At 44.7% G+C, this 22,483-nt stretch carries 17 protein-coding genes and 1 tRNA gene; 5 read left to right on the forward strand and 13 right to left on the reverse strand.

Going from position 1 to position 22,483, the window contains the following annotated elements; all coding sequences use genetic code 11:
• Nucleotides 1-4: 4 nt before the first annotated feature.
• From polA to EV210_RS19125, 4 genes are all read right to left on the reverse strand, one after another.
• Entirely contained in the window at nt 5-2,632 is a 2,628-nt protein-coding gene (polA, locus tag EV210_RS19110; protein ID WP_132082961.1) for a DNA polymerase I, read from the reverse strand.
• 263 nt (nt 2,633-2,895) lie between these two features.
• Nucleotides 2,896-4,107: a L,D-transpeptidase family protein gene (locus EV210_RS19115; RefSeq protein WP_243650639.1), complete on the reverse strand. Its 1,212-nt coding sequence runs from the start codon at nt 4,105-4,107 to the stop codon at nt 2,896-2,898.
• A gap of 79 nt (nt 4,108-4,186) precedes the next feature.
• Nucleotides 4,187-5,326, reverse strand: a complete 1,140-nt coding sequence (locus tag EV210_RS19120) for a two-component system sensor histidine kinase NtrB (RefSeq protein ID WP_132082963.1) — start codon at nt 5,324-5,326, stop codon at nt 4,187-4,189.
• A 379-nt stretch (nt 5,327-5,705) separates the two neighbouring features.
• Complete coding sequence (locus EV210_RS19125; RefSeq protein ID WP_132082964.1) at nt 5,706-6,059, reverse strand: hypothetical protein; 354 nt, start codon at nt 6,057-6,059, stop codon at nt 5,706-5,708.
• Between the two features lie 425 nt (nt 6,060-6,484).
• Between EV210_RS19125 and EV210_RS19130 the strand changes: the two genes are divergently transcribed.
• On the forward strand, nt 6,485-7,888 hold the full coding sequence (locus EV210_RS19130; RefSeq protein ID WP_132082965.1) for an SLC13 family permease: 1,404 nt from the start codon (nt 6,485-6,487) through the stop codon (nt 7,886-7,888).
• 21 nt (nt 7,889-7,909) lie between these two features.
• The gene (locus EV210_RS19135; protein ID WP_132082966.1) at nt 7,910-9,310 is read left to right on the forward strand and encodes an FAD-binding oxidoreductase; all 1,401 of its coding nucleotides are present in this window, start codon (nt 7,910-7,912) and stop codon (nt 9,308-9,310) included.
• 332 nt (nt 9,311-9,642) lie between these two features.
• Here the strand turns inward: EV210_RS19135 and EV210_RS22910 are convergent, their stop codons facing one another.
• Both EV210_RS22910 and EV210_RS19145 read right to left on the reverse strand, forming a co-directional pair.
• A complete protein-coding gene (locus EV210_RS22910) occupies nt 9,643-11,025 on the reverse strand; it encodes a collagen-like triple helix repeat-containing protein (RefSeq protein ID WP_207900782.1) in 1,383 nt (460 codons plus the stop codon).
• A 351-nt stretch (nt 11,026-11,376) separates the two neighbouring features.
• Nucleotides 11,377-11,462 (reverse strand) — tRNA-Leu (locus tag EV210_RS19145).
• A 158-nt stretch (nt 11,463-11,620) separates the two neighbouring features.
• Here EV210_RS19145 and EV210_RS19150 point away from each other — a divergent pair.
• The gene (locus tag EV210_RS19150; protein WP_132082967.1) at nt 11,621-12,349 is read left to right on the forward strand and encodes a M48 family metallopeptidase; all 729 of its coding nucleotides are present in this window, start codon (nt 11,621-11,623) and stop codon (nt 12,347-12,349) included.
• 328 nt (nt 12,350-12,677) lie between these two features.
• Entirely contained in the window at nt 12,678-13,022 is a 345-nt protein-coding gene (locus tag EV210_RS19155) for a hypothetical protein (RefSeq protein ID WP_132082968.1), read from the forward strand.
• 77 nt (nt 13,023-13,099) lie between these two features.
• Here the strand turns inward: EV210_RS19155 and dat are convergent, their stop codons facing one another.
• The gene (dat, locus tag EV210_RS19160; RefSeq protein ID WP_132082969.1) at nt 13,100-13,954 is read right to left on the reverse strand and encodes a D-amino-acid transaminase; all 855 of its coding nucleotides are present in this window, start codon (nt 13,952-13,954) and stop codon (nt 13,100-13,102) included.
• A gap of 159 nt (nt 13,955-14,113) precedes the next feature.
• On the opposite strand from dat, the gene EV210_RS19165 reads away from it, so the two are divergent.
• On the forward strand, nt 14,114-15,232 hold the full coding sequence (locus EV210_RS19165) for an acyltransferase (protein WP_132082970.1): 1,119 nt from the start codon (nt 14,114-14,116) through the stop codon (nt 15,230-15,232).
• Nucleotides 15,233-15,293: 61 nt separating this feature from the next.
• Here EV210_RS19165 and EV210_RS19170 read toward each other — a convergent pair whose 3' ends face one another.
• The 6 genes from EV210_RS19170 to EV210_RS19195 all read right to left on the reverse strand — a co-directional run bounded on the left by EV210_RS19170 (nt 15,294) and on the right by EV210_RS19195 (nt 22,467).
• Nucleotides 15,294-16,697, reverse strand: coding sequence for a hypothetical protein (locus tag EV210_RS19170; protein ID WP_132082971.1), 1,404 nt, complete (start codon nt 16,695-16,697; stop codon nt 15,294-15,296).
• A 29-nt stretch (nt 16,698-16,726) separates the two neighbouring features.
• Entirely contained in the window at nt 16,727-18,481 is a 1,755-nt protein-coding gene (gene pyk / locus EV210_RS19175) for a pyruvate kinase (protein WP_132082972.1), read from the reverse strand.
• Between the two features lie 29 nt (nt 18,482-18,510).
• Nucleotides 18,511-18,708 carry a putative signal transducing protein gene (locus tag EV210_RS19180; RefSeq protein ID WP_132082973.1) on the reverse strand — a complete coding sequence of 66 codons (198 nt, stop codon included), beginning with the start codon at nt 18,706-18,708 and terminating at the stop codon, nt 18,511-18,513.
• 24 nt (nt 18,709-18,732) lie between these two features.
• The gene (locus EV210_RS19185) at nt 18,733-20,817 is read right to left on the reverse strand and encodes a sigma 54-interacting transcriptional regulator (RefSeq protein ID WP_132082974.1); all 2,085 of its coding nucleotides are present in this window, start codon (nt 20,815-20,817) and stop codon (nt 18,733-18,735) included.
• Nucleotides 20,818-20,948: 131 nt separating this feature from the next.
• Nucleotides 20,949-21,689 (reverse strand): 3-oxoacyl-ACP reductase FabG, encoded by a 741-nt coding sequence (fabG, locus tag EV210_RS19190; RefSeq protein ID WP_132082975.1) that lies wholly within the window; start codon nt 21,687-21,689, stop codon nt 20,949-20,951.
• Between the two features lie 361 nt (nt 21,690-22,050).
• Nucleotides 22,051-22,467, reverse strand: a complete 417-nt coding sequence (locus EV210_RS19195; RefSeq protein ID WP_132082976.1) for a MaoC family dehydratase — start codon at nt 22,465-22,467, stop codon at nt 22,051-22,053.
• Between the last annotated feature and the right edge of the window lie 16 nt (nt 22,468-22,483).

Below are 22,483 nucleotides of genomic sequence, written 5' to 3' on the forward strand. Positions count from 1 at the left end.
CCTTTTATTTTGCCTTGGCCCAGTTCGGGCCACTTTTTATATCAGCTATTAAGGGTACGGAAAGCAGAACTGCACTCTCCATAGCTTCCTTGACAATATCACCGACCATATTCGCTTCTTCCGCTTTCACCTCAAGTACTAATTCGTCATGAACCTGCAGCAATAATCTGCTGGAAAGCTGGTTCTCCCGAAGTGCTTCAGAAACATCAATCATTGCTTTTTTAATAACATCGGCAGCAGTTCCTTGAATCGGGGTATTCATCGCTGTCCGCTCAGCAAAAGAACGAAGATTAAAATTACTGCTGTTAATATCCGGTAAAAATCTTCGCCGGCCAAACAGCGTGGTTACATAGCCAGTCGAACGGGCATTAGCAATTACTTCATCCATAAACTTTTTTACACCCTTATAGCGTTCGAAATAGCTATCGATGTACTGGCCCGCTTCCTTGCGGGTAACACCAATATCACGAGATAAACCGTAATCGCTGATCCCATAAACAATGCCGAAGTTTACCGCTTTCGCCCGCGAGCGCATTTCTCCGGTTACCTCGGCAAGAGGTATGCCGAATACTTCTGAAGCAGTTCGAGTATGAATGTCCTGTCCGGCAACAAAAGCATCCTGCAAGCCGGGATCACCCGATATATGCGCGAGAATGCGCAATTCGATCTGCGAATAGTCGGCTGACATAATATAGTCATAGCCTTCTCCGGGAACAAATAATTCCCGGATACGCCGGCCGGTTTCTGTTCGAATCGGGATGTTCTGCAGATTAGGATCAGAACTGCTAAGACGGCCTGTTGCCGTCACCGTCTGATTGAAAGTCGTATGAATACGGTCAGTCTTGTTATTGATCAGTACTTCCATGCCATCAAGATAGGTAGACTTCAGTTTGGTAAGCACACGGTATTCTAACAGCTTATCGATGATCTCATGCTGGCCGGCCAGCCCTTCCAACACCTCTGCATCTGTCGAATAGCCTGTTTTTGTTTTTTTTGTGGCCGGCAGCTTGAGCTTTTCAAACAAAATACTGCCTAACTGCCTCGTAGAATTTACATTAAACTCTTCTTCAGCCAGGCGATAAATATCCGTAAGCAGCCAGCCAATCCGCTCATTGATTTCCGCTGCCATGTTCTGCAGCGCCTGACGGTCTACCTGGATGCCGGTTGACTCCATTGATGCCAGTACTTTTATTAAAGGCAGCTCAATATCACTAAACAGAATGTCCAAGCCTGCACTCTGGAGGCGTTCCTGCAGTGGCTGATATAGTTCGTGAATCACCTGCGCAGCCCAGCAAACATATTCCGGCGATTGCCCTTGTTTTTTTTCCGTCCAATCCACCTGCCGCTGACAGTATTTTGCGGCTAACGACGGCAATGAGTACTCACTGGCCGTCGGTTCAATTAAGTATCCGGCAAGATACGTGTCAAACACAATACCCCTTGCCTCGATGCCGGCCGAAAAGCAGGCATTAAGGATCTTCTTCGCATCATGCGTCAGCTTGCGCACTGCCTGATCAGCCAGCAGCCCAAGTACTTCCTCCCATTGCCCGGCAGCAGCATCAATATAATAATATTCATCATCAAAAGCAATAGCCAGTCCTTTTAATTCCACTGCAGGAATATGTCCAGTCAGCAGCGGAAAAACGGAAATCACCTCAGCAGCCCGGGCTCTGGAAAGGATATTGAGAACTTCTTCGCTGTTAACGGTTATTTCCACCATTGGCAGCTGCTCAACAGGTTTATCCGTCAGTTCAGCAGGGCTTTCCGAAAAGATTGACACAATTCTCGCCGCGAGACTCTTAAACTCCAGCTGGGTGAACAGCTCATACAGCTTGTCCACCTGGGGCTGCATAATAAAGCTGTCCGGCAGGTCATCTAACGGAACATCACACTGGATGGTTGCCAGTTTTTTCGAAATTATAGCGGAATCTACGTTATTGCGCAGATTTTCCTGCAGCTTTTTCCCGGATACCTTATCAAGATTTGCCAGCAAGGTTTCCATGCTGCCAAACTCACCGATTAGTTTCGTTGCCGTTTTTTCCCCAACGCCGGGCACACCAGGTATATTGTCCGAAGTATCCCCCATTAATCCCTTCAAATCAATGATTTGTGCAGGAGTAACACCATACTTTGCTTCGACAGCAGCAGCATCCATCAGGTCCATTTCGGAAATACCTTTTTTCGTTAGCAGCACTTTAGTTTGATTGGTAATTAACTGCAGTGCATCCCGGTCCCCTGTTACAATGATAACCTCGCAGCCCCGTTTCTCAGCCTGCACAGCCAGGGTGCCAATAATATCATCACCCTCAAACCCCGCTTTTTCAAGCACCGTAATGCCTAAAGCATTCAGCACATCACGCACAAGGGAAAACTGCTCCGATAACTCTTTGGGGGTCGGTTTCCGCTGGGCCTTATATTCTTTATATTGCTCATTCCGGAATGTAATTCTGCCCTTATCAAAAGCTACGGCAATACTGTCCGGTTTCACATCCTCAATCAGTTTGAGCAGCATCGTTGTAAAGCCATATACGGCGTTCGTATATTGCCCGCTTGCTGTGCTCAGCAGAGGCAATGCATAGAAAGCACGATGAACCAGACTGCTGCCATCAACAATTACAAATTTATCGGACATGTACTCACCATCCTATTATCAGTCAAAATATTGGTTTCATTTTGTTTAGACGTATCCTTGAGCTTATCAAGCTGCTACCAGACAAATCATTCTGTCATATTAAACTGTATATATTGGCATCTTATCTACAAAATCCTCTTTATCTTGTAAGTACGCTAGTACCCCGTCAGATCGAATCCAGTGAATGCTAACGCCATTATCCTACCCGTTTAGACCTGACAAGTACCGGCATGTAAAAAAATAGAAAGGAATTAACTTCCTTTCTATTGCGGCGTAAAAGGATAAGTAAGTTCTATGGTATACGCTTGTTGATTTAAAAATACATAAGCCTGTAAACAGTCATACAGCTGGGTAATTGGCAAATAAGGCTGATTATCAAGCATGACAATCGGAATGGGTTTATTCTGAATCAAAAGAGTTTTGTTGGCCCCATCCCATATATACTTGTAGCCCAGCGAATCAGCAACAGTTAAAACAGGTACCGCTACGACCTCACCAGCCATTCTTGCTTCACCGGCAATCACTTTATTATTGAGTACAAGTCTGTACATATTATATTCTACCACTTTATCCTCTGCTTTTACTAGTACTTGACCGCCGAAAAGCTGCTGGAGATTTTGTGCACTGACATAAATGACATTCCCTTTTACTGTCCCTGGCACTTCATGGGAACCAGCCTTGACACTCTGAGTCTGTTCATTCCAAATAATATTTACCTTAACAAGATTGGCAATTGCCCAAACAGGAATATAACTTGTATCATCCTGAATAATAGCATGTTCCGCCAGTGTTTTATCATTCACTTTTATCTGGAAAAAACGCGCAATTGTCACTTGCTGATCGGCCTCTTCCTCAATCAGCCGCCTGATGTATGCATCATCAACAATACCTTGCAAATTGTGAGCAGCTAATCTCTGCTTGACCTCCTCTGCCGAAATACTGCCTCGATCATACACATCCGGATAAATACCGATTGACACCTGGCTTTCATCAACTCGCACTTTAACCCGGTCATAGGTTATCGTGACAGGTGTTCCATAAGGGATAATTTCAAATAGTTCCTCGACGTCCTCTTCCTGCATGCGCACACAGCCATTGGAAACGACCTCACCAATCGCCCAGGGTGCATTGGTGCCATGTATGCCATACATGGGTAAAAACTCCATCCAGCGATAGCCCAGGGGATTATCAGGACCGGAAGGAACAACCGGACCACCCTTCGGTGGATACCAGCCGGGATCAACTTCTTTATTGTAGATAGAAAACGACCCTACTGGAGTTGGCGTTGAAAACTTGCCAATTGCAACAGGATACGTCTTGACAAGCACATTGCCCGAATAAAGTTCTAACGTCCGGCTCGGCAAGTTAATAACGACAGCCGGGGAAAGTAAATCCGGGTTGCGGCTTGCGTAGCCTGGAAGAATGGCTAAAAACAAAACAAGGACAACCACTAACACTACGCGCACATAAAACACAAACATCCCTTCTTTAACTAGTTTAGCAACACTAAACTAATATGAAGGGATGCCGAGGACTATGACTGCGTAAATTGGCTTATTGCAAATTGAGAATTTGCTGATGTACCACGGTAAGGCGGCGAATGCGGTCATCATTGATTGGCAAATATACATGAACCTTGGTTCCTTTTGTTTCATCGGCACTGATGTTGATAAAGCCCCCATGCTCAGCAACGATGCGATGCGCTATAGGCAGGCCAAGTCCCATGCGGTCAAGCTTGGTCGTATAAAAAGGCTCAAAGGCCCTGGGAAGGATTTCCTGTCCAATGCCAACGCCGGTATCGGTTATGGCAACTACAAGCATGTTCAATTCCGCATGAAGCCAGGTTCTTACCGTTAACGTTCCCTCCTCAACCATTGCTTCCATAGCATTTTGCATAATATTAACCAATGCTTGCTTTAAATTATTGCTATCAGCCATGATCGTCGGCAAATTGGCCACAAGCTGCTTGTCTATGGCAATTTTTTCGCCGCCCAGCTCTTTAAAGGTTAATAACAGCGCTTCCTCTACGACGCGGTTCAAATTAACAAACGGTTCTTTGCTGATTTGCGGCTTAGCAAATAAAACAAGCTCTTTGACGACATTATTGATGTAAGACACTTCATCCAGCATTGTTTCAACCACATCGCGGCGCACCGTATACTGATTATCCTCAAGGCGATTGAGCATAACCTGCAGGTATCCGCTGATCGTGGTCAGCGGCGTCCGAACATGATGTGCCACACCTGCTGCTAATTCACCTAACGACATCAGCATTTGCGTCGTCTGTATCTGCTTGATTGCAGCCCGAATCGCAGACAGATCTTGAAGAATCACAATAACGCCGCTTACACTGCCATTGGCGTCACGCAGTTTAAGTGTATCCACATGGACATAGATATATTGTTCCTTAACGCGCACCTTCAAGGTCGTCGTATAAATATCATCATATTCGGAAATGGTAAAAATACGCAAAAACTTTTCACCTAAATGCCGAAATGCTAAGTCTGCCGGTTTTCCAATTGCTTTGTTCCGCTCTATTCCGCATATCTTTTCTGCTTCCCGGTTAAGATTTTTTAACTTCATGGCACTATCAACAAAGACAATGCCGTTTTTCGCAGTTTCGAAATACTCTCTATCCTCTTCTTCACGGCTCAAATAAACCACTTTATTATTTACAGCCTCAGCAGAGTACATAGTCTTTCATCCCCTTTTTTCCAATCCCTTTGAAGTAAGGTGATGAATAACATTCTTGTAAATAATTGTATTTCCTGCAAAAATAGACCAATTAAAAATCGTAAAAAACTGACACAATACTGCTTTGCCGGCAGTAGATATGTCGAATTTTTCCGCTTCTTTTCGGCTTCTGCGGCCGGAAGTGAGCAGTAGCGGGGAACCTGGCTATTACTGCCTCCTTAGCGGCGCAAGGTATTTCGACAAAATAACCTCATTTTCCATATATTTACAATCTAAAATTTGGAGTTTTCTTAGCAGAGCGAAAGCAACTTGCTGTTTTTTACCATTTTTTTACATAAAATAAACAAGACCGCTATTCAGCGGCCTTTTATCACAACAGTTAAGCACCAAGATATTTTTGGTAGAAGTACTCCGGATCAATCGCTTCTGGAACGATCGCGTGAAACCGCAGCCATTCGTTCCCCTTCTCTTCTTTCGTCAGCAAATACGCCTTAGCAGGAAAATCCCGGCAATCAATACTTAACAGTTCCTCTTCTTCACTGGCGGCTTCTAGTTCATCATCCGCATCCGCCTCACTGTAAAAGTATTGATTAATTTGCAATAATGACCCTTCATCGTTATAAACAGCATCAAAATATACGGCACCGCAATCAATTGTAAATTCATAGTTATTACCGTTGAAAGGCATACGTCCCATATACACTCTTTCTACCGGCACTCTACTCATTCTCATTAGCGTCCCCCCTGTCAAATAACTACTTTACCATTATACCCCTGTGCACAGCTCTTATACGATTGCCAGAAATCTTAGTTATAGAATCATCAAGGTGCCGCAGGATAAATCTGTTTTGATTTTTTGTTCATTACAAAGCCTAGGAACGGGAAGACTAAAAACAGGAGGTGATAATATGGCAGCTAAAGATCGCTCCACTAACAAAGGGGATAAAACCAAAGGCGCTGAAGTATCAGCAAAAGATCAAAAAGACCAGAAAAAGAATATGCCCTGCAAAAACTCTGTACCTACCTAATCCACCCCAAAAAAGCTCTCCCTTAAGGGAGGGCTTTTTTATTTATTTCTACAGTTACAGGCAGGGAAGACCACCGTCTATCTGGAATAAATTTGAATTACAAATAACTGCATAAAAAGGAGTGATCACTGTGGCTGAGAAAAAATGGAGCAGTATTCTTCTTGCTTTTGGCTGTCTCGCATTCATTACCTGGTTCACACCTGACCTGGCCGGCCTTAAACCGGCTGGAAAAGCATCGCTGGCTATTGCCGTTTTTGCGATTATTATCTGGGTTACCCAAGCAGTAGACGATGCACTAAGCGGACTCATTATTGTATTCTTACTAGCCTCAATGAAAGCAACCGACATCACAGGTGCCTTTAGCGGCTATGCCAACACAGCCTTGTGGCTAATTGTCATTGGCTTTATCATGGCAGGCTGCATGGAAAAGTCAGGCTTGTCCAAGCGGATCGCCCTCTTGCTCGTGAATTCAGCCGGTGGCTCAGCAACGAAAGTCTACTGGGCTGTCGCCTTGGTAATGGCAGTGATGAGTTTTTTGGTTCCTTCCATCACCGCCCGCACACTGCTTATGCTCCCGATTATCTTAGGTATTGGCCAGGCTTTTGACGCCCGCCAGGGCCAGAGCAATATTATGAAGGCACTCTTATTTATCGTGGCCATGAGCGGAACCATGATGAGTATCGGCATTTTGACTGCTCATGTAGGCAATCCGATTACTGCCGGACTGATTCAGGCTGCCACACAAAAAACAATCTCCTGGTCCGATTGGCTGCGCATCGGCGCGCCTCCCGCTTTTACACTTGCATTTATTTCTGTCTATGTCATTCGCTTAATGTGGCCTCCGGAAATCAACAATCTCGGCAAAGGCCAGGAATTTGTGCAGCGGGAGCTTGCCGCTTTGGGACGGCTGAGAAAACAGGAAATCTATACATTACTGGTATTTTCAATCACACTTATACTCTGGGCAACCGATTCGCTACATAAAGTGAATGTTGTTATAGTCGGAATGCTGGCTGTCATATTGCTTTTGTGGCCCGGTTCAGGCATTATGAACTGGAAAGAAGCGCAGCAAAAAGTTCCCTGGAATGTCTTCATACTCTATGGAGCGGGCTTATCAATGGGAACGGCCCTCGTAAGCTCAGGAGCCGCTAAGTGGCTGGCAGGAACACTTTTATCCCCGATTGCCTTTATGGGGCACGCCGCCCAAATGATCATCTTAATTTGGCTTGCTACAGGCTTACAAGTCTTCTTTACAGGCGGCGGACCGAAAACAACGGCCTTAACGCCGATAGTGATTGCCCACGCCGTTACAATCGGTGCCGACCCCTTAGTTTTTGCCCTGATTTTGGGTATGAATATGCAGCATCAATACCTGCTGCCTGTCAGCAACATGCCGAATGCCGTAGCAATGGGTACCAGCCACATCACACCAGGCGAATTAATGAAGACAGGTGCCGTTATGAGCTTATTGGCAGCCTTCTTCATGAGCTTAATGGTATTAACGTACTGGAAGTGGTTAGGCTTGGTACACTAAACTTATACAGGAGGAATAGCAATGCAAACCTATCAACCCATAACACCAGCTATCATTGAGCAATTACAAGCGCTGGTGAGTGAAAAGAATGTTATTATCGACAATGACCGCCTGGAGGTCTATTCACATGATGAAGTAACCGACCAGCGCTATCATCATATGCCGGAAGTAGTCGTTCTTCCCGAAACGGCGCAGCAAATCGCGGAAATTATGAAACTAGCAAATCAGGAATTAATTCCTGTCGTTCCCCGGGGGGCAGGAACAGGCCTGGCTTGCGGAGCCGTTCCCATCTACGGTGGTATCGTCATCAGCCTGGAAAATATGAACCGCATTCTGGAAGTCAATGTTGACAACCTATATATGGTAGTTGAGCCAGGCGTTCTTACTGACGATGTTCAAAAAACGGCAAAATCCCATGGACTATTTTACGCAGGCGACCCGTGCAGCGGCGACAGCTGTTTTATCGGCGGAAATGTAGCTACCAATGCCGGCGGCAATAAAGCCGTTAAATACGGCACAACCCGGCACCAGGTATATAGTATCGAAGTAGTCACGCCGCTGGGGAAAATCGTTGAGCTCGGCGGGCGCCTTAATAAAAATACTACCGGCTATTGTCTGGAGCAGCTCATGATGGGCTCAGAAGGAACGTTAGGCATCATCACCAAGATAACCTTAAAGCTGCTGCCGCTTCCACAGCATGTAATCGATCTGCTGGCCATCTTCCCTGATATTGAATCGGCTATCGGCATTGTCGGCAAGGTCACAAAAGCCGGCATCACGCCAAGCTGCATTGAATTCATGGATAATGAAACCATTAAGATGGTAGAGCGCTTTTTAAATGAAAAATTACCGAACAGCGATACCGGTCATTACGTCATTATTCAAGCTGAGGCCGATAATGAAGATGCGCTTGATGATAAAGCGATCTTGCTTGATGAGCTGTGTAACGCTCATGGAGCGCTGCAGATTCTCGTAGCCGATCCGCAAAAAATCTGGCGGGCACGGAAAGCCTTTTCCGAAGCAGTCCGCCATGAAAGCCTGGTTATGGGTAAAGAAGATATCGTTGTGCCAATCGATAAAATTCCGGAAATGATGCAGGAAATTGCAATATTAAGCAAAAAGTACCAGCTCATTACCCGAACGGCCAGCCATGCCGGCGACGGAAATATCCATCTTAATATTCTAAAAGGCACTATGCCCGATTCCCAGTGGGATGAAATGCTTGCGGCCTTACAGCATGAACTATATGCCATTGTTTACCGTCTTGGCGGTAAGTTGTCCGGCGAGCATGGTATCGGCTATAAACGTAAACAGTTAATGCAAGAGTATACGCAGCCCGCTGAGCTGGAAATGATGCGTGCAATCAAACTCGCGCTTGATCCTAACCAGATTTTAAATCCCGGCAAAATTTTTGACATCTAATTGTAAGAACACTACCAGGATAAAAAATAGTCGAGGCCTCCACTTTGGAGGCCTCGACTATTTTGACGCCCCAAACTGATTAGCAGCAGTCTGAAGAGCAGTCATCATTAAAGCAGAAAAACAGTAAGAGTATGATAATGATGATGATAATCCCGCATCCACCATTATTATTACCGAAGCCACCAAAACCCATTTGAATTCCTCCTCTGCCGGATATGTAATAGTTATATCCTGCTATAGCGTATGCCGCCCGGGAGGCATTGGTTACTCCTAATGATTAAATTTAGTTTTGACTCGCAAAAAAATTTTAAACTGCAGTTTTTGACACCTGCCTATACAAGAGAGCCATCCGCAATTCTAACTACATTTATCCTACCCGCCGAAAAAGGAATTGCAGTTCCAGCACCACTTGTAGCATTAATAAGCTGCTGTTCAGCACCACTATTCACAAAAGAGAAAGCCCACCCTGCAGGTACTAATCCAGTAAAGGAGATTTTATATTGTCCGCCTGTTTGATTTGCGCCGACAGAAGCTGCAAAATTCACAGGAGATGTCCGTTGAATTGTAAATACTGCTGTTTCTGCTGAGGTACCTAAATTAAAAATACCTTCTACATAATATATGCCAGGATACACCAGTGTAAAAACGCCTGTTGCAGCATCTATTTCCACTCCCGAATAATTTGCAATAGCAAATTGGGAAATGGTAAGACTACCAACACTTCCTCCCGGTGGTACTGTTTGTGGATTAACGGCAATTGTAGCCCATGCTTGTTGGATAAAATCAGGCCCTGTAACACCGGTAGCACCCGTGGCACCCGTAGCTCCTGTTGCGCCTGTTGCGCCTGTTTCACCTGTGGCTCCCGTAGCTCCTGTAGCTCCTGTGGCTCCTGTTTCACCTGTGGCTCCCGTAGCTCCTGTTGCGCCTGTGGCTCCCGTTACCCCTGTTTCACCTGTTTCACCCGTAGCCCCTGTTACTCCCGTAACTCCTGTGGCCCCTGTTTCACCCGTGGCTCCTGTTACTCCCGTGGCTCCTGTTATTCCCGTGGCCCCTGTTACTCCCGTAGCTCCTGTTATTCCCGTGGCTCCTGTTTCACCTGTGGCTCCTATAGCTCCTGTTTCACCTGTGGCTCCCGTTACCCCTGTTTCACCTGTGGCTCCTATAGCTCCTGTTTCACCTGTGGCCCCTGTTACTCCCGTAGCTCCTGTGGCCCCTGTTTCACCCGTGGCTCCTGTTTCACCCGTGGCTCCTGTTACTCCCGTAGCTCCTGTTACTCCCGTAGCTCCTGTGTTTCCTGTCACTCCAGTCTCCTCAAGTACCTCTGTCAATAAAAGAGCCGCCTTAATTTCTGCAAGTTGTGTATACCATGCAATATTCGGAATTCGACTAACTAAATGTAACGTTATCGGAGCAGTATCAACCTGAATAACGGCAAAGCCCACTACTTCGCCCAATTTAGCAGGTGACTCTCCCCGAATATTATCTCCTTGTGATGTCATAACGGAAAAAGCAATGCTATGTGTTCCTGGCGCTGACTGGGAACCAACAAACCAATTAATTAAGAACTTCCCAGTTTGGTTAATTGTTATGACGCCTGTAACGGCGTCATAACTTATCGCCCCACTGCTGCTAACTAACGTATCAAATACAACATTAGCGCCTGGAGCTATCGCACCCTCTAATTGGCGTTCAAGATATATCGATAAAGCAGGCATGCATTCCCCTCCCGTATTTTAAATAAGTTAATAAAACTAAGTAATAATTTAGTAGAAAAGATTATGCTTTATTATATGTAGCCTGAAAAATTGAGTGTTAGCAAGAAAACGAGGAAACTATTCCCAGGCAAATATTGAAAACACCGCCTTGCCAATTAAGGTCAGACGGTGTTTTCAACATCCTAGTTTGTATTATAAAATTGGACTAAGTTAATCATTTGCTCAAATTCAATAGCGATAGCTGCAAGGAGGCTGGAAAACAAAAAAAGCCCGGATATACTCCGCGCATTCGTATCACCTTTTTTGCTTACATGCTCTTTATTTATGGTAAGCTAATATTTTAAATTTAATTGGTGCCCGGGAAGGGACTTGAACCCCCACACCATTCCTGATAGCAGATTTTGAGTCTGCCGCGTCTGCCATTCCGCCACCCGGGCAAGTATTATGTTGAGTTATCTGTACCGGACATTTAATATAATATCACGGGGTCCATCAGCTGTCAAGCATATTTATTTTATTTTTTATGTTATTTTAATAGGAATTTTCCTGCGCCACCGCTAACTATTTAATTAGACAGGAAAGGAACAGTAAAACCATGAAATCAGTAATGATCTACGGATCACCGGTTCCGTATGAAATAGCCCGGGTCAAAAAACGTAAAACGATCCAAATTGCCTTTACACCGGAAGGACTGCTTAAAGTAAAGATCCCTTATGCCGTAACCGAAGGAGAAGCGGAAAAAATCTTATTAAGCAAAGCAAACTGGATACACAAACAGCGGCAGCGTCTTGCTGATCTTTCAGATAATCCTACTAACGGTAATTTCGCCCCTGATGCCCTGCTGCTATATCTTGGCCAGGAATACCGGTTAAAATTGATTGCCGCTGACAAAGATCAGGTCTTTATTCAGGGTGAAACACTTGTAGTTCAATGCAGTGTCCCGCCAGCCGCTTTGCCCGAAGCTGCTCAGAAACTTCTGCTGAATTGGTATATCGACCAGGCACGTACCGCTTTAGTAAGCCGCACCAGATATTGGGCACAACGAATCGGGGTTTCTCCCCTCAGAATAACCATCCGTGATCAGAAAACCCGGTGGGGCAGCTGCTCTACCCGAGGCAGTCTTAATTACAGCTGGCGTCTGATTATGGCCCCCAGCCCAGTCCTGGATTATCTGGTTATTCACGAACTATGCCATATGAAAGTTGCTAATCATTCCTCCACCTTCTGGCGCCTGGTTGCGAATTACACCGTTGATTATAACAGCCACCGGCGCTGGCTGAAAGATAATGGCCGTTTGTTAATGCGCTTGTTTACCCGACAATAGGATATTCAACTAAGGCCCTCCGGACAGATTCTAAGTCCGGAGGTTTTTTCTACTATCCGCCGCTGGGTCACAGCGATTTCATCATATTGATGACAGAACAAGCTTATTCATGAAAAACCTCCCAAAGTATCAGAACTTCAATATCGGATTCAATTTACTCAATTCTATGATTTTTAGGTCGCAGTTTACCCTTTTATTGCGATTGCGGTTGTTATACAAGATTTTTTTTAGAATAATTAGGTATTTTTAGTAAAATATGTTTATATTTCCATTCTTTTGTGCATACTTTTATTAGGAAAACATCAAATACGTTAAGGAGTGAATAACCTTGGGATTCTCATTCTCTTTATTTGAACCAAAAAAAGAACGGCTGACCAAAAATGACCAGCCTCAAATCGAAGTTCGCACCAACGGCCGTATTGTTTTTAACAAAAAGGCTACTGAACTATTAAATCCTCATCAGTTTTGCATGTTAGGCTATGATCCAAATGAAGCTGCCCTTGGCATTATGCCGATAAATGAAAAAAACGTAAATGCTTTCCCGATTCGCTATGCTTCTAAAGGAGCATATATCGGCGCCAAGAAATTTTTTAAGCATTTTGGCATTTTACCTGCGCAATTAGTTCGTGATATGCCTTTTCAGGATGACCGCTTTATCGGTATAAAACTATAACAGAAAAGAAAAAACAAGAGCAGATGCTTTCTGCTCTTGTTTTCCTTTTTACAAGCACGCACAGCCTGTTGTACTTGTTAGCGGTTACACTGTTCGTCAATCAGGCGGTCATATGCCTGTTGTATTTTGCGGCAAAACGGTCCTACCGTTCCATTGCCTACAGGAGCACCATCAATCGTAACAACCGGCACGATTTCAGTATTGGTACCACAAACAAATGCTTCTTCTACTGTTTTTAAGAAATCAGGCGTAAAGGCCTTCTCCAATACCATAAAACCTAACTCAGGTACAATTTTTTCAATTACCAGTGTGCGGGTTACCCCTTTTAAAATGAGATTCGAAACAGGATGTGTCCACAAAACACCGTCTTTAATGACAAAGAAATTACTGCTGGTTCCTTCGGTAATCAAGCCATCACGAATCATGACGCCTTCAAAACAGCCTGCTTCTTTAGCTTTTTGCTTGCCCAGAATATTACCCAACAGATTAATTGATTTAATATCACATCTGAGCCAGCGTTCATCAGGAATAAGAGCTACTTTTGCACCATCAGCCTTTAATGCCGTTAGTGCAGTTGTCGGACGGATAGACATCGTCAGGCGGGGAATTACCTGTTCCGGAAAGCCGTGCGCCCGCGGCGAGACACCCCGGGTAATTTGCAGGTAAATAGCCCCTTCCATTATACCGCTTTCCTTAATAAGCAGCTCATGAAAGCCAGCCAGTTCTTCAAAGGAATAAGTTGCAGGAATCCGCAATTCCCGCAATGACCGGTACAATCGCTCCATATGTGCCTCAAGAGCAAAACATTGTCCCTTATATACACGGGTAACCTCATAGACACCATCCCCAAATTGGTGTCCCCGATCCTCCATTGGCAGAATGTTTTCAGTTAAATCGATAATTTTACCATCTAATAAACCTAATGGCTGCATGCTGACGCCTCCTAAATTTGGTATGTATATAACTAATTTCACCTTTTTCTTGTAGATTCCTGCAAATGGTATGGGGCAGGAAAAAGCAGAAGCTAAAGAGAAAACAAGAAAGATCTCTCTTAAAAACGCGAACTTTATCAGGAAAGGGTAAGAAGCTTCATGTCCAAACAACGCATTCTTTCAATTGAGTACATTCGTGGTCTTTCTATGCTAGGGGTAATTGGCATCCATACCGGCGCCTATTCTCTCACCAATCCTAATGTCAATATCCACCTTTTCGCTTTATTGGAAATTTTTACTCGCTTCAGTGTACCGATCTTTTTCTTTGTATCTGCCTTCGGACTATTTCTTCATCACAATTTAGAAGCACCATTTCATTATACAAATTTTATGAAACGGCGATGCCGGGCGGTATTTATTCCGTATGTAGTCTGGTCAATCCTTTACTTGGTGCATTATACCTTGATAAGCGGCGACAGTTCCCCCTGGCTGCCCGGCATTTTCATTAAGTATCTGTTGTTTGGGTTAGCTTCTTATCAGCTGTATTTTTTAGTTATTCTTCTTTGGTTTTATAGCCTTATGCCGCTATGGCGGATTATCGTTAAAAAGATAGCGACAGCACCATTATTTTACTTAACTGTCCTTCTAGTTCTGCAGATTGTTGTTAATTACTATTCCAGTTATCTACTCGAAGCCAACTTTGCTAATCGTTATTTGAATCTGCTCATCCAACACCGCTTAAGCTACTGGATTATCCATTATGTTTTCATTTTTCTCTTCGGAGCAGTTTGCGCGCTCCATTATGAGCAATTCATTCATAAACTAAAAAAATATCGAATACCGGTGAGTTTGTTTTTTAGTATTGCTTTGGCGGGTATGCTAGGGTCTTATTATTACCTCTTACTGATTAAGCACTACTCACCGGAGGCAGCTGTTAATACCATTCATCAGTTAAGCCCCATTGGTGTATTATATACCCTGGCAACTACCTTGTTTCTGTTGGTACTGTTCCAGTTCTATCGCCTTACTCCCTTCCTCAAGGTACTCCTACTGTTAGGCGAACGTTCCTATGCAGTATATCTCGTTCATCCCTTTGTTATGTATTACTTAATTGACTTGATCAACAGCCAGGCTATCCCCATGACGGTACCGGTTGTGCTCGCATTTTATTTGTCTACGGTTGCAATCAGCCTGTTAATCAGTTGGTTGATCCATTACAGCAGCCGCTTTTACCCCACAGTTGGCATTTTACTTACAGGCAGTGCCGCTAAAAAATAGTACTAATATGCAACAATAATAAAACGACTTGGGTTATCACCCAAGTCGTTTTATTATTGCCTTATTTTAATTGGAGGCAATCATCAAGCATAAAGGCAAGCTTTGCCTTATCCCCTTGCGAAAAACCACTTAACTGTTGATTCGTCAACCCAGGAAGTTCTAAGCGGCGAGCTTTGCGCCTGGAGGTCTGCATCCAAAAAGAAAGCAGCAGTTGACAGAATTTGCAGGCAGCCTTTCCATATTGGCCGGCTGCCACAGGATGCTCCTGCCAGAGCTGGAGGAATTCAACAATAATTTCACCGGTTGTTACCGTCATACGCTGGCGGGCAAGCATTTCAAAGGCAACCAGCATTTCTCTAACGAGGATATGTAATGCCTGCGGCCGAAATCCCTCACCCGTACTTTCGGCAAGATTCAGTTCTGTTTGCAGCAAACGTCGTCCCGTATCTGCCAAAGGCAGAACAATGGGAAAAGCCTCAGGAAATGTGTATCTGGTAAGTACCATAGCGGCCACTTGTACGATTTTCCGCACCGTTCGCCGGAAAAAAACCGCATCTTCCGTATGAACGGCCACAAGCAGTATGCGGCTAACAATCCGTGGTCCCAAAACGCTGTTCGGGTTTAGGCAGGCATTGCCTGCAAGCTCAATCCATCCTTCGGCCAATTCCCGCAAAGCCTGGCTGTGTATCAGCCGGTTATCTACTAATGATTGTGTTAGTTCATCTAAAATCTGCAGTTGAAGGAAGTCGTCCCCCTTCATAATACGATGCATCCAGGAAACCAGGCATTGTACTGCTTCCGCCCCAAGGTCCTGATCCTTGCCAATGGCAGACCAGGCATTCAGCCGATTGGCAAGCTCTCGAAACAATGCCTCATCATGCCGGCGAATAGCCAGTATTCCTAAAAAACGAATAGCTCTAAAAGTAGCATTCATAACGGCCTGATTGTTAAGACAGTCAGGCCGTTCTAAAACGGAAAACACAAGTTCGGCTACTCTTGCTGCTAAAAAATTTTGTTTATCTTTCATCGCTGTAGCTGCAATCATTAGCAAAGGGTTAATAACCCCGGGCAAAACCTGAGGCTCACAGCGTTTTACAAGCGTTCGGAAAACATCCAGCAGCTGACCTGCCACATCAGGCTGTTTTGCTTTTATCGCCGCAACAATAATCGCCATCAGGCGCAGAGGCTCACCACTTCTGCCCAGGCCAACACCTACGGCTAACTTCAAGGTATCAATTACCTGATAAACAACTGTTGTTTTCTGCGCAGCCATCCCTCGATGAATCAGCGTATACATTTGACGAAACAGAACAGCGACTGCCTTTTTATCAGGCTGCCTTTTTTTAGCCAGTCGATCAGTAGCCCGCTGTATGTTTCGCAGGCGCCAACTAAAACTATTTGTCCGGTACCAGTATACTCCGGCGGCAAGCGTCATGAAACTGATAACTATAATAGCAATTGGCACCGCAGCAGCCTCCAGTTCTAACCATTTACTTACCTGGCGTTAATATGCCCCTGATAAACGACTCCCCGCGAGGCGTCAACAGTAACTGCCGCACCATCGCTAAGACAGGTTGTCGCACCTTCAGCGCCAACAAGAACAGGAATCCCAAAGCTAATACCGATAATTGCGGCATGAGAGGTATAACCACCTTCCTCTGCAACAATTGCCGCTGCTTTCGCAGCATAGGGAGCTATTTCTTCATCAACGCCGGATACTACCAAAATATCACCAGCGGTAAATTTAGATTTTACGTCTTGAACAGACCTGGCTATACAGACATTCCCTGTGGCTACCCGTTGTCCAACGCCTGCGCCGCGCAACAGGATATTTCCTACTACGTGAACCCGGATCATATTCGTAGTTCCTGCTGTACCGACCGGAACACCTGCTGTTACAACAACCAAGTCACCATCTTTAACAATCCCGGAAGCCAGTGCTCCCACTACGGAATTACTGACTAATTCGTCCGAGTTTTTTGAACCGGCACCGGCTACAGGACAAACCCCCCAATTCAGAAGCATCCGCCGCAAGGTCTTGGCATTGGGCGAAACAGCTACAATTGCTGCCTGAGGACGGTATTTGGATACCATACGCGCCGTATAGCCCGATTCAGTTGCTGTAACAATCGCAGCTGCTCCCAGTTCATGGGCAATCTGCACCGTGGCATGACTGATAGCATCAGTCGTACTAAGCTGCAAGAGAACACCCTTGGACGTAAGCAGTGTACTATACGATAACGCTTCTTCAGTTCTAACGGCAATCCTGGCCATAGTCTGTACCGCTTCTACCGGATAACAGCCTGACGCAGTTTCACCGCTTAGCATAATAACATCGGTGCCATCCATAATGGCATTTGCAACATCACTGGCCTCAGCGCGTGTCGGACGGGGATTAGTGACCATTGATTCCAGCATCTGCGTGGCAGTAATAACTGGTTTTCCGGCCTTATTACACTTTTCAATCAGCATTTTTTGCACAAGCGGTACTTCTTCGGCCGGTATTTCCACACCCAAATCACCGCGGGCAACCATAATGCCATCGGCAACCTCTAGAATTTCATCAATGTTTTTTACGCCTTCAGCATTTTCTATCTTCGGTATAATATCCATATCGGAACCGGCATCTTCCAACACTTTCCGGATAGCCAATACATCTGCGGCACGCTGTATGAAAGAAGCTGCCACAAAATCCATATCCTGCTCTACACCGAATAAAATATCGGCTATATCCTGTTCGGATAACGGCGGAAGTTTAACAGCAACTCCCGGCACGGCGACTCTCTTCCTGTCGCTGATTGGCCCGCTGTTAAGAACAGTAGTAATAATATCCTGTCCTTCTACTCGCTCTACATTGAGGCAGATTAACCCGTCAGATAATAAGATAGTATCCCCGGCAGCGACCTCTTCCGGCAAAAGCTTATGATTGACCGAAACAATTTCCTTCGTTCCCGCAATATCACGGGCAGTCAAAATAAAAGTATCTCCTGCCGCCAATTGAACTTTTCCTTCGGCAAAAGTCCCCAGACGCATTTCTGGTCCCTTCGTATCCAGCATCAAGGCTACCGGCCTTTTGGTCTTTGCAGCAGCAGCTCGTACAAGTGCAATCCGTTTGGCATGATCACTATGACTTCCATGCGAGAAATTAAACCGAGCTACATTCATTCCCGAATTGAGCATTTGCTCCAGTACTCCCGGTTGGTCAGTACTGGGGCCGACAGTGCAAATAATCTTCGTCTTCTTGATCACACAAACACTCCTTTTACTGGTGCTTACCTCTATTTTACTGCATGCTGGCAGAGAATAGCATGCGCTTCATCTGCTTCTGACTCCAAAACCAAAATTTCATGAATGCCGTCACCAAGCATGGATATTCCTGCAGGGCGGGTATTTGCCAAAATTCCTTCGCTGCCAAGTAAGTTTTTCAGCATTTCCGCCTGAGATCGATTAGATGCAATATATACTACAGTCCACATAGTGCCTCCTGAATTGATAATATGCTAGGTGATATTATATTTTTGTAACTTTTGATAAAACCCAGAGCGGTGTATACCTAGCAGTTTAGCTGCCTTGCTTTTATTGCCTCCGGCAGCTTCGAGCGCTCTATAAATTGCTTGTTTCTCCGTGTCTCCAAGGATTCCTGCAAGGTCTTTGTCAGTTTCTTCTGTTTCTTTTGGCTTGTAATGTTTTTTTAGCAGCGGTGGCAAATGTTCAGGCAGAATCAGCGTATCATCGTCCATCAAATTGACTGCTCTTTCCAGAATATTTTCCAACTCGCGCACATTACCGGGCCAATTGTACTCTGCTAATAATTGCATAACTTCTGGTGAAATTCCTTCAACGCCGTATTGAACCTGGCTGTTGATTTTTTGCAGCAATGCGGTGCAAAGCATAGGAATATCTTCTTTTCGTTCTCTAAGCGGCGGAATTAAGAGGGTGATTATATTCAAGCGATAGTACAAATCCTGGCGGAATCGTCCCTGTTCGATCATCATCTCCAGGTCCTGATTGGTCGCAGCAATTACACGAACATCTATTTTACTGGTTTTTGTGCCACCGACCCGTTCAATTTCCCGTTCCTGCAGAACACGCAGTAACTTGGCCTGCATTGCCATCGTCATATCGCCGATTTCGTCAAGAAAAATCGTTCCGCCATTCGCCAGCTCAAATTTCCCCGGTTTCCCTCCCTTGCGGGAACCGGTAAAGGCCCCTTCCTCATAACCAAACAGTTCCGATTCGAGCAAATTTTCAGGAACAGCCGCGCAATTCACCTTGATTAACGGTCCTTGGCGGCGGGAACTGGCATTATGAATAGCATGGGCAAATAATTCCTTGCCTGTGCCGCTTTCTCCTAGAATCAATACAGTGGAATTCCCTTTTGCCGCTTTAGTAGCAATACTTTTCAGCCACAGCATTTTTTCACTATTGCCAATAATTCGCTCTACCGTATATTTGCCTCCATGGACCTTGCGCAGTTCTTCTTTGTAATATTCCAGCTCTGACTGCAGGGTGTTCAATTTACGGGCAAGAAGCTTAAAATCTTTTAAATCTTTAAATAGTACTTTCCCGACGGCTCCCACTACTTCGCCGTCTTTAATAATGGGAATACGGCTTACAATAACATTGTTTTCACCGATGCGCTGCAGCTCGCCAAGTTCTGCCTTGCCGGTTTGTGCCACCACATGCATTCGTGTATTGGGAATGACATCCGTAATGTGTTTACCGATCATAACCCGGGCTTCCACTCCGAGAAATTCCCCGTACGCCTGATTCAGCATCGTAATATACCCATTCTTATCAACGACTACAATACCCTCAAAGATACTCTCTATCGCTGATTCCAGCGTACTCTTCAGACTTTTTACCGTTTCTAACTCGGCAGCAATTGCCTGTAATTCCGTAATATCCTGGAATACGCCGACAGCACCAATTACTTTGTTATTTTTCGTAATCGGCGAGCGATTGGTTACGATTTGGCATTTTCCCAGGTACTGCTGCTGATTTAACTCTGCAACTCCAGTCTTTAGCACGCGCTGCAACCCTGAATTCGGAATCGCTTCCTCCACATAACAGCCCAAAACTGAATCCGCACTTAGTCCCGTAATATATTCTGCTGCCGGATTAAATAACGTAATGACCCCATCCGGATTGGTCGCGATCACACCATTACAGACAGAATGAAGTACCGCCTGCATTTCATCCGCTAAAAAAACAGATCGCTCTGATAAATACTTAACCAAGTCTGTCCTGTTAATAATACCGATGGGCTTCTTTTCACCATTAACGACCGGAAAACAGCTGTACCGGTATATTTCATTTCTGTGCGGCAATTGATTTGCTGTCATGTTTTCCAACAGGGTAAAAACATCGACCGTCATCATCGAACGCACCGACTGGTCAGGCGTATCATTAGCCAGCGCTTTCGTAAAGTGTGATTTTGTTATTAAACCAATTAACCGGCCGTCCTCGTCAATAACCGGCGCACCATCCATAATAGCCTTACTAAAAATAACCGCAGCCTGCCGCATTGTCATATCGGGCCGAACAGTTACGACTTGCGTACTCATGATATCACGTATCCGCATAAGCGCCTCCTTTTTTCAATGCTCAACTATCTAGACATCATTATATCAGAATATTAACCATTTGTATTATTTTTTAGACATGAGACACGCAAAAAAAAACCTCGCCGGTTGGCGAGGTTCTGGAGCACGTCTTATAGTGTGCACGCTCCATCAACACTGAGAACGGTTCCGTTAATATATTTTGCATCATCAGAAGCAAGGAAGGCAAATGCTGCTGCAATTTCTTCCGGTTCGCCCAGGCGGCCGGCAGGAACTTTTACGATAATTTTATCATTTAATACTTGCTCAGGAATTTTCTTGACCATGTCAGTACCGATAAAGCCAGGAGCAACACAGTTAAAGCGCAGGCCGTTTTTAGCCATCTCTTTGGCCCAGGATTTCGTCATTCCGATTACGCCCCACTTAGTAGCTGCATAATTGGTTTGACCCAAATTACCATAAATACCAACTACGGACGAAGTAGTTAAAACAACACCTGATTTTTGTTCCAGCAGGAACGGTAAAACAGCAGAAGTACAATTAAATACCCCTGTCAGGTTAACGGAAATAACGGCATCCCAAGTTTCCTTGGTCATTTTTTTCATCATTGCATCTTTGGTAATACCGGCATTGTTGATCAAAACATCAACGCGTCCAAATGCTTCAACAGCCTTATCTACCATAGCCTTAGTGCTATCCGGATTAGTTACGTCAACTTGAACGTATACAGCTTGAGCGCCTTTAGCCTTTACTTCTTCTACAGTAGCAGCACCATCGGCAAAATCGGCAATAACAATTTTGGCACCTTCTTCAGCAAAACGCAAAGCGGTCGCTTTACCGATACCACCGGCACCACCAGTAATAATCGCTACTTTGTCCTTTAAACCTCTCATATCTCTTCCTCCTGCTAATAAATCAATTTCTGAACCTCTATTCTTCACAATGTCTGCCGTAACAGCTATTGCCACTCCTGGCTCAGATTCACATTTGTTAATTATGCAACTATCGTGCCAAACTGAAAAAATGCCACAAACCCTATATTTACGCTCTTTTTAGAAGAAATATTTCAAACAGCCTCATTTCTTTGTATAGTTTTATGTACACAAGTGTCTATTTTTTTAGCCAGCCGCTGCTGCAAATAACGACAAGTAAGCAGTATACCGATCAACATCAGAGCGGTATACTGCTGCCTAAAACACTCTAAATAAAAAAGCCCGCGAATTCATTTGAATTCGCGGGCTTTTCTGCCCTATTTTACTTCTTCATTACAGTTGCTTTTCCATCTGTTACAACTTTGCCGTCTTGATTGGTAACAGTAGTTTTTAAAACCAATCGATTTTTACCTTCGATCTTTTCAATGACTTCAACAGTAGCTGTTACTGTATCGCCGATTTTAACCGGAGCTTTGAAAGCAAGCTCCTGACCGAGATAAATTGTATTCGCTCCCGGCAAGGTAGTTCCAAGGACGGCGGAAATAAAACCAGCCGACAGCATGCCGTGAGCAATACGTTCCTGGAACATCGTTGTTTTAGCGAACTCAGCATTAACATGAACAGGATTAAAGTCGCCCGTTATACCAGCAAAGCCATATACGTCATACTCAGTCACTGTTTTTGCCATACTGGCTTTATCACCAATCTGAATATCAGCAAATTTTATGTCTTGAATCATATGCTTAGCTCCTTTT

The sequence above is a fragment of the Anaerospora hongkongensis genome (genome assembly GCF_004339805.1).
In the GTDB taxonomy this organism is placed as follows: domain Bacteria; phylum Bacillota; class Negativicutes; order Sporomusales; family DSM-15969; genus Anaerospora; species Anaerospora hongkongensis.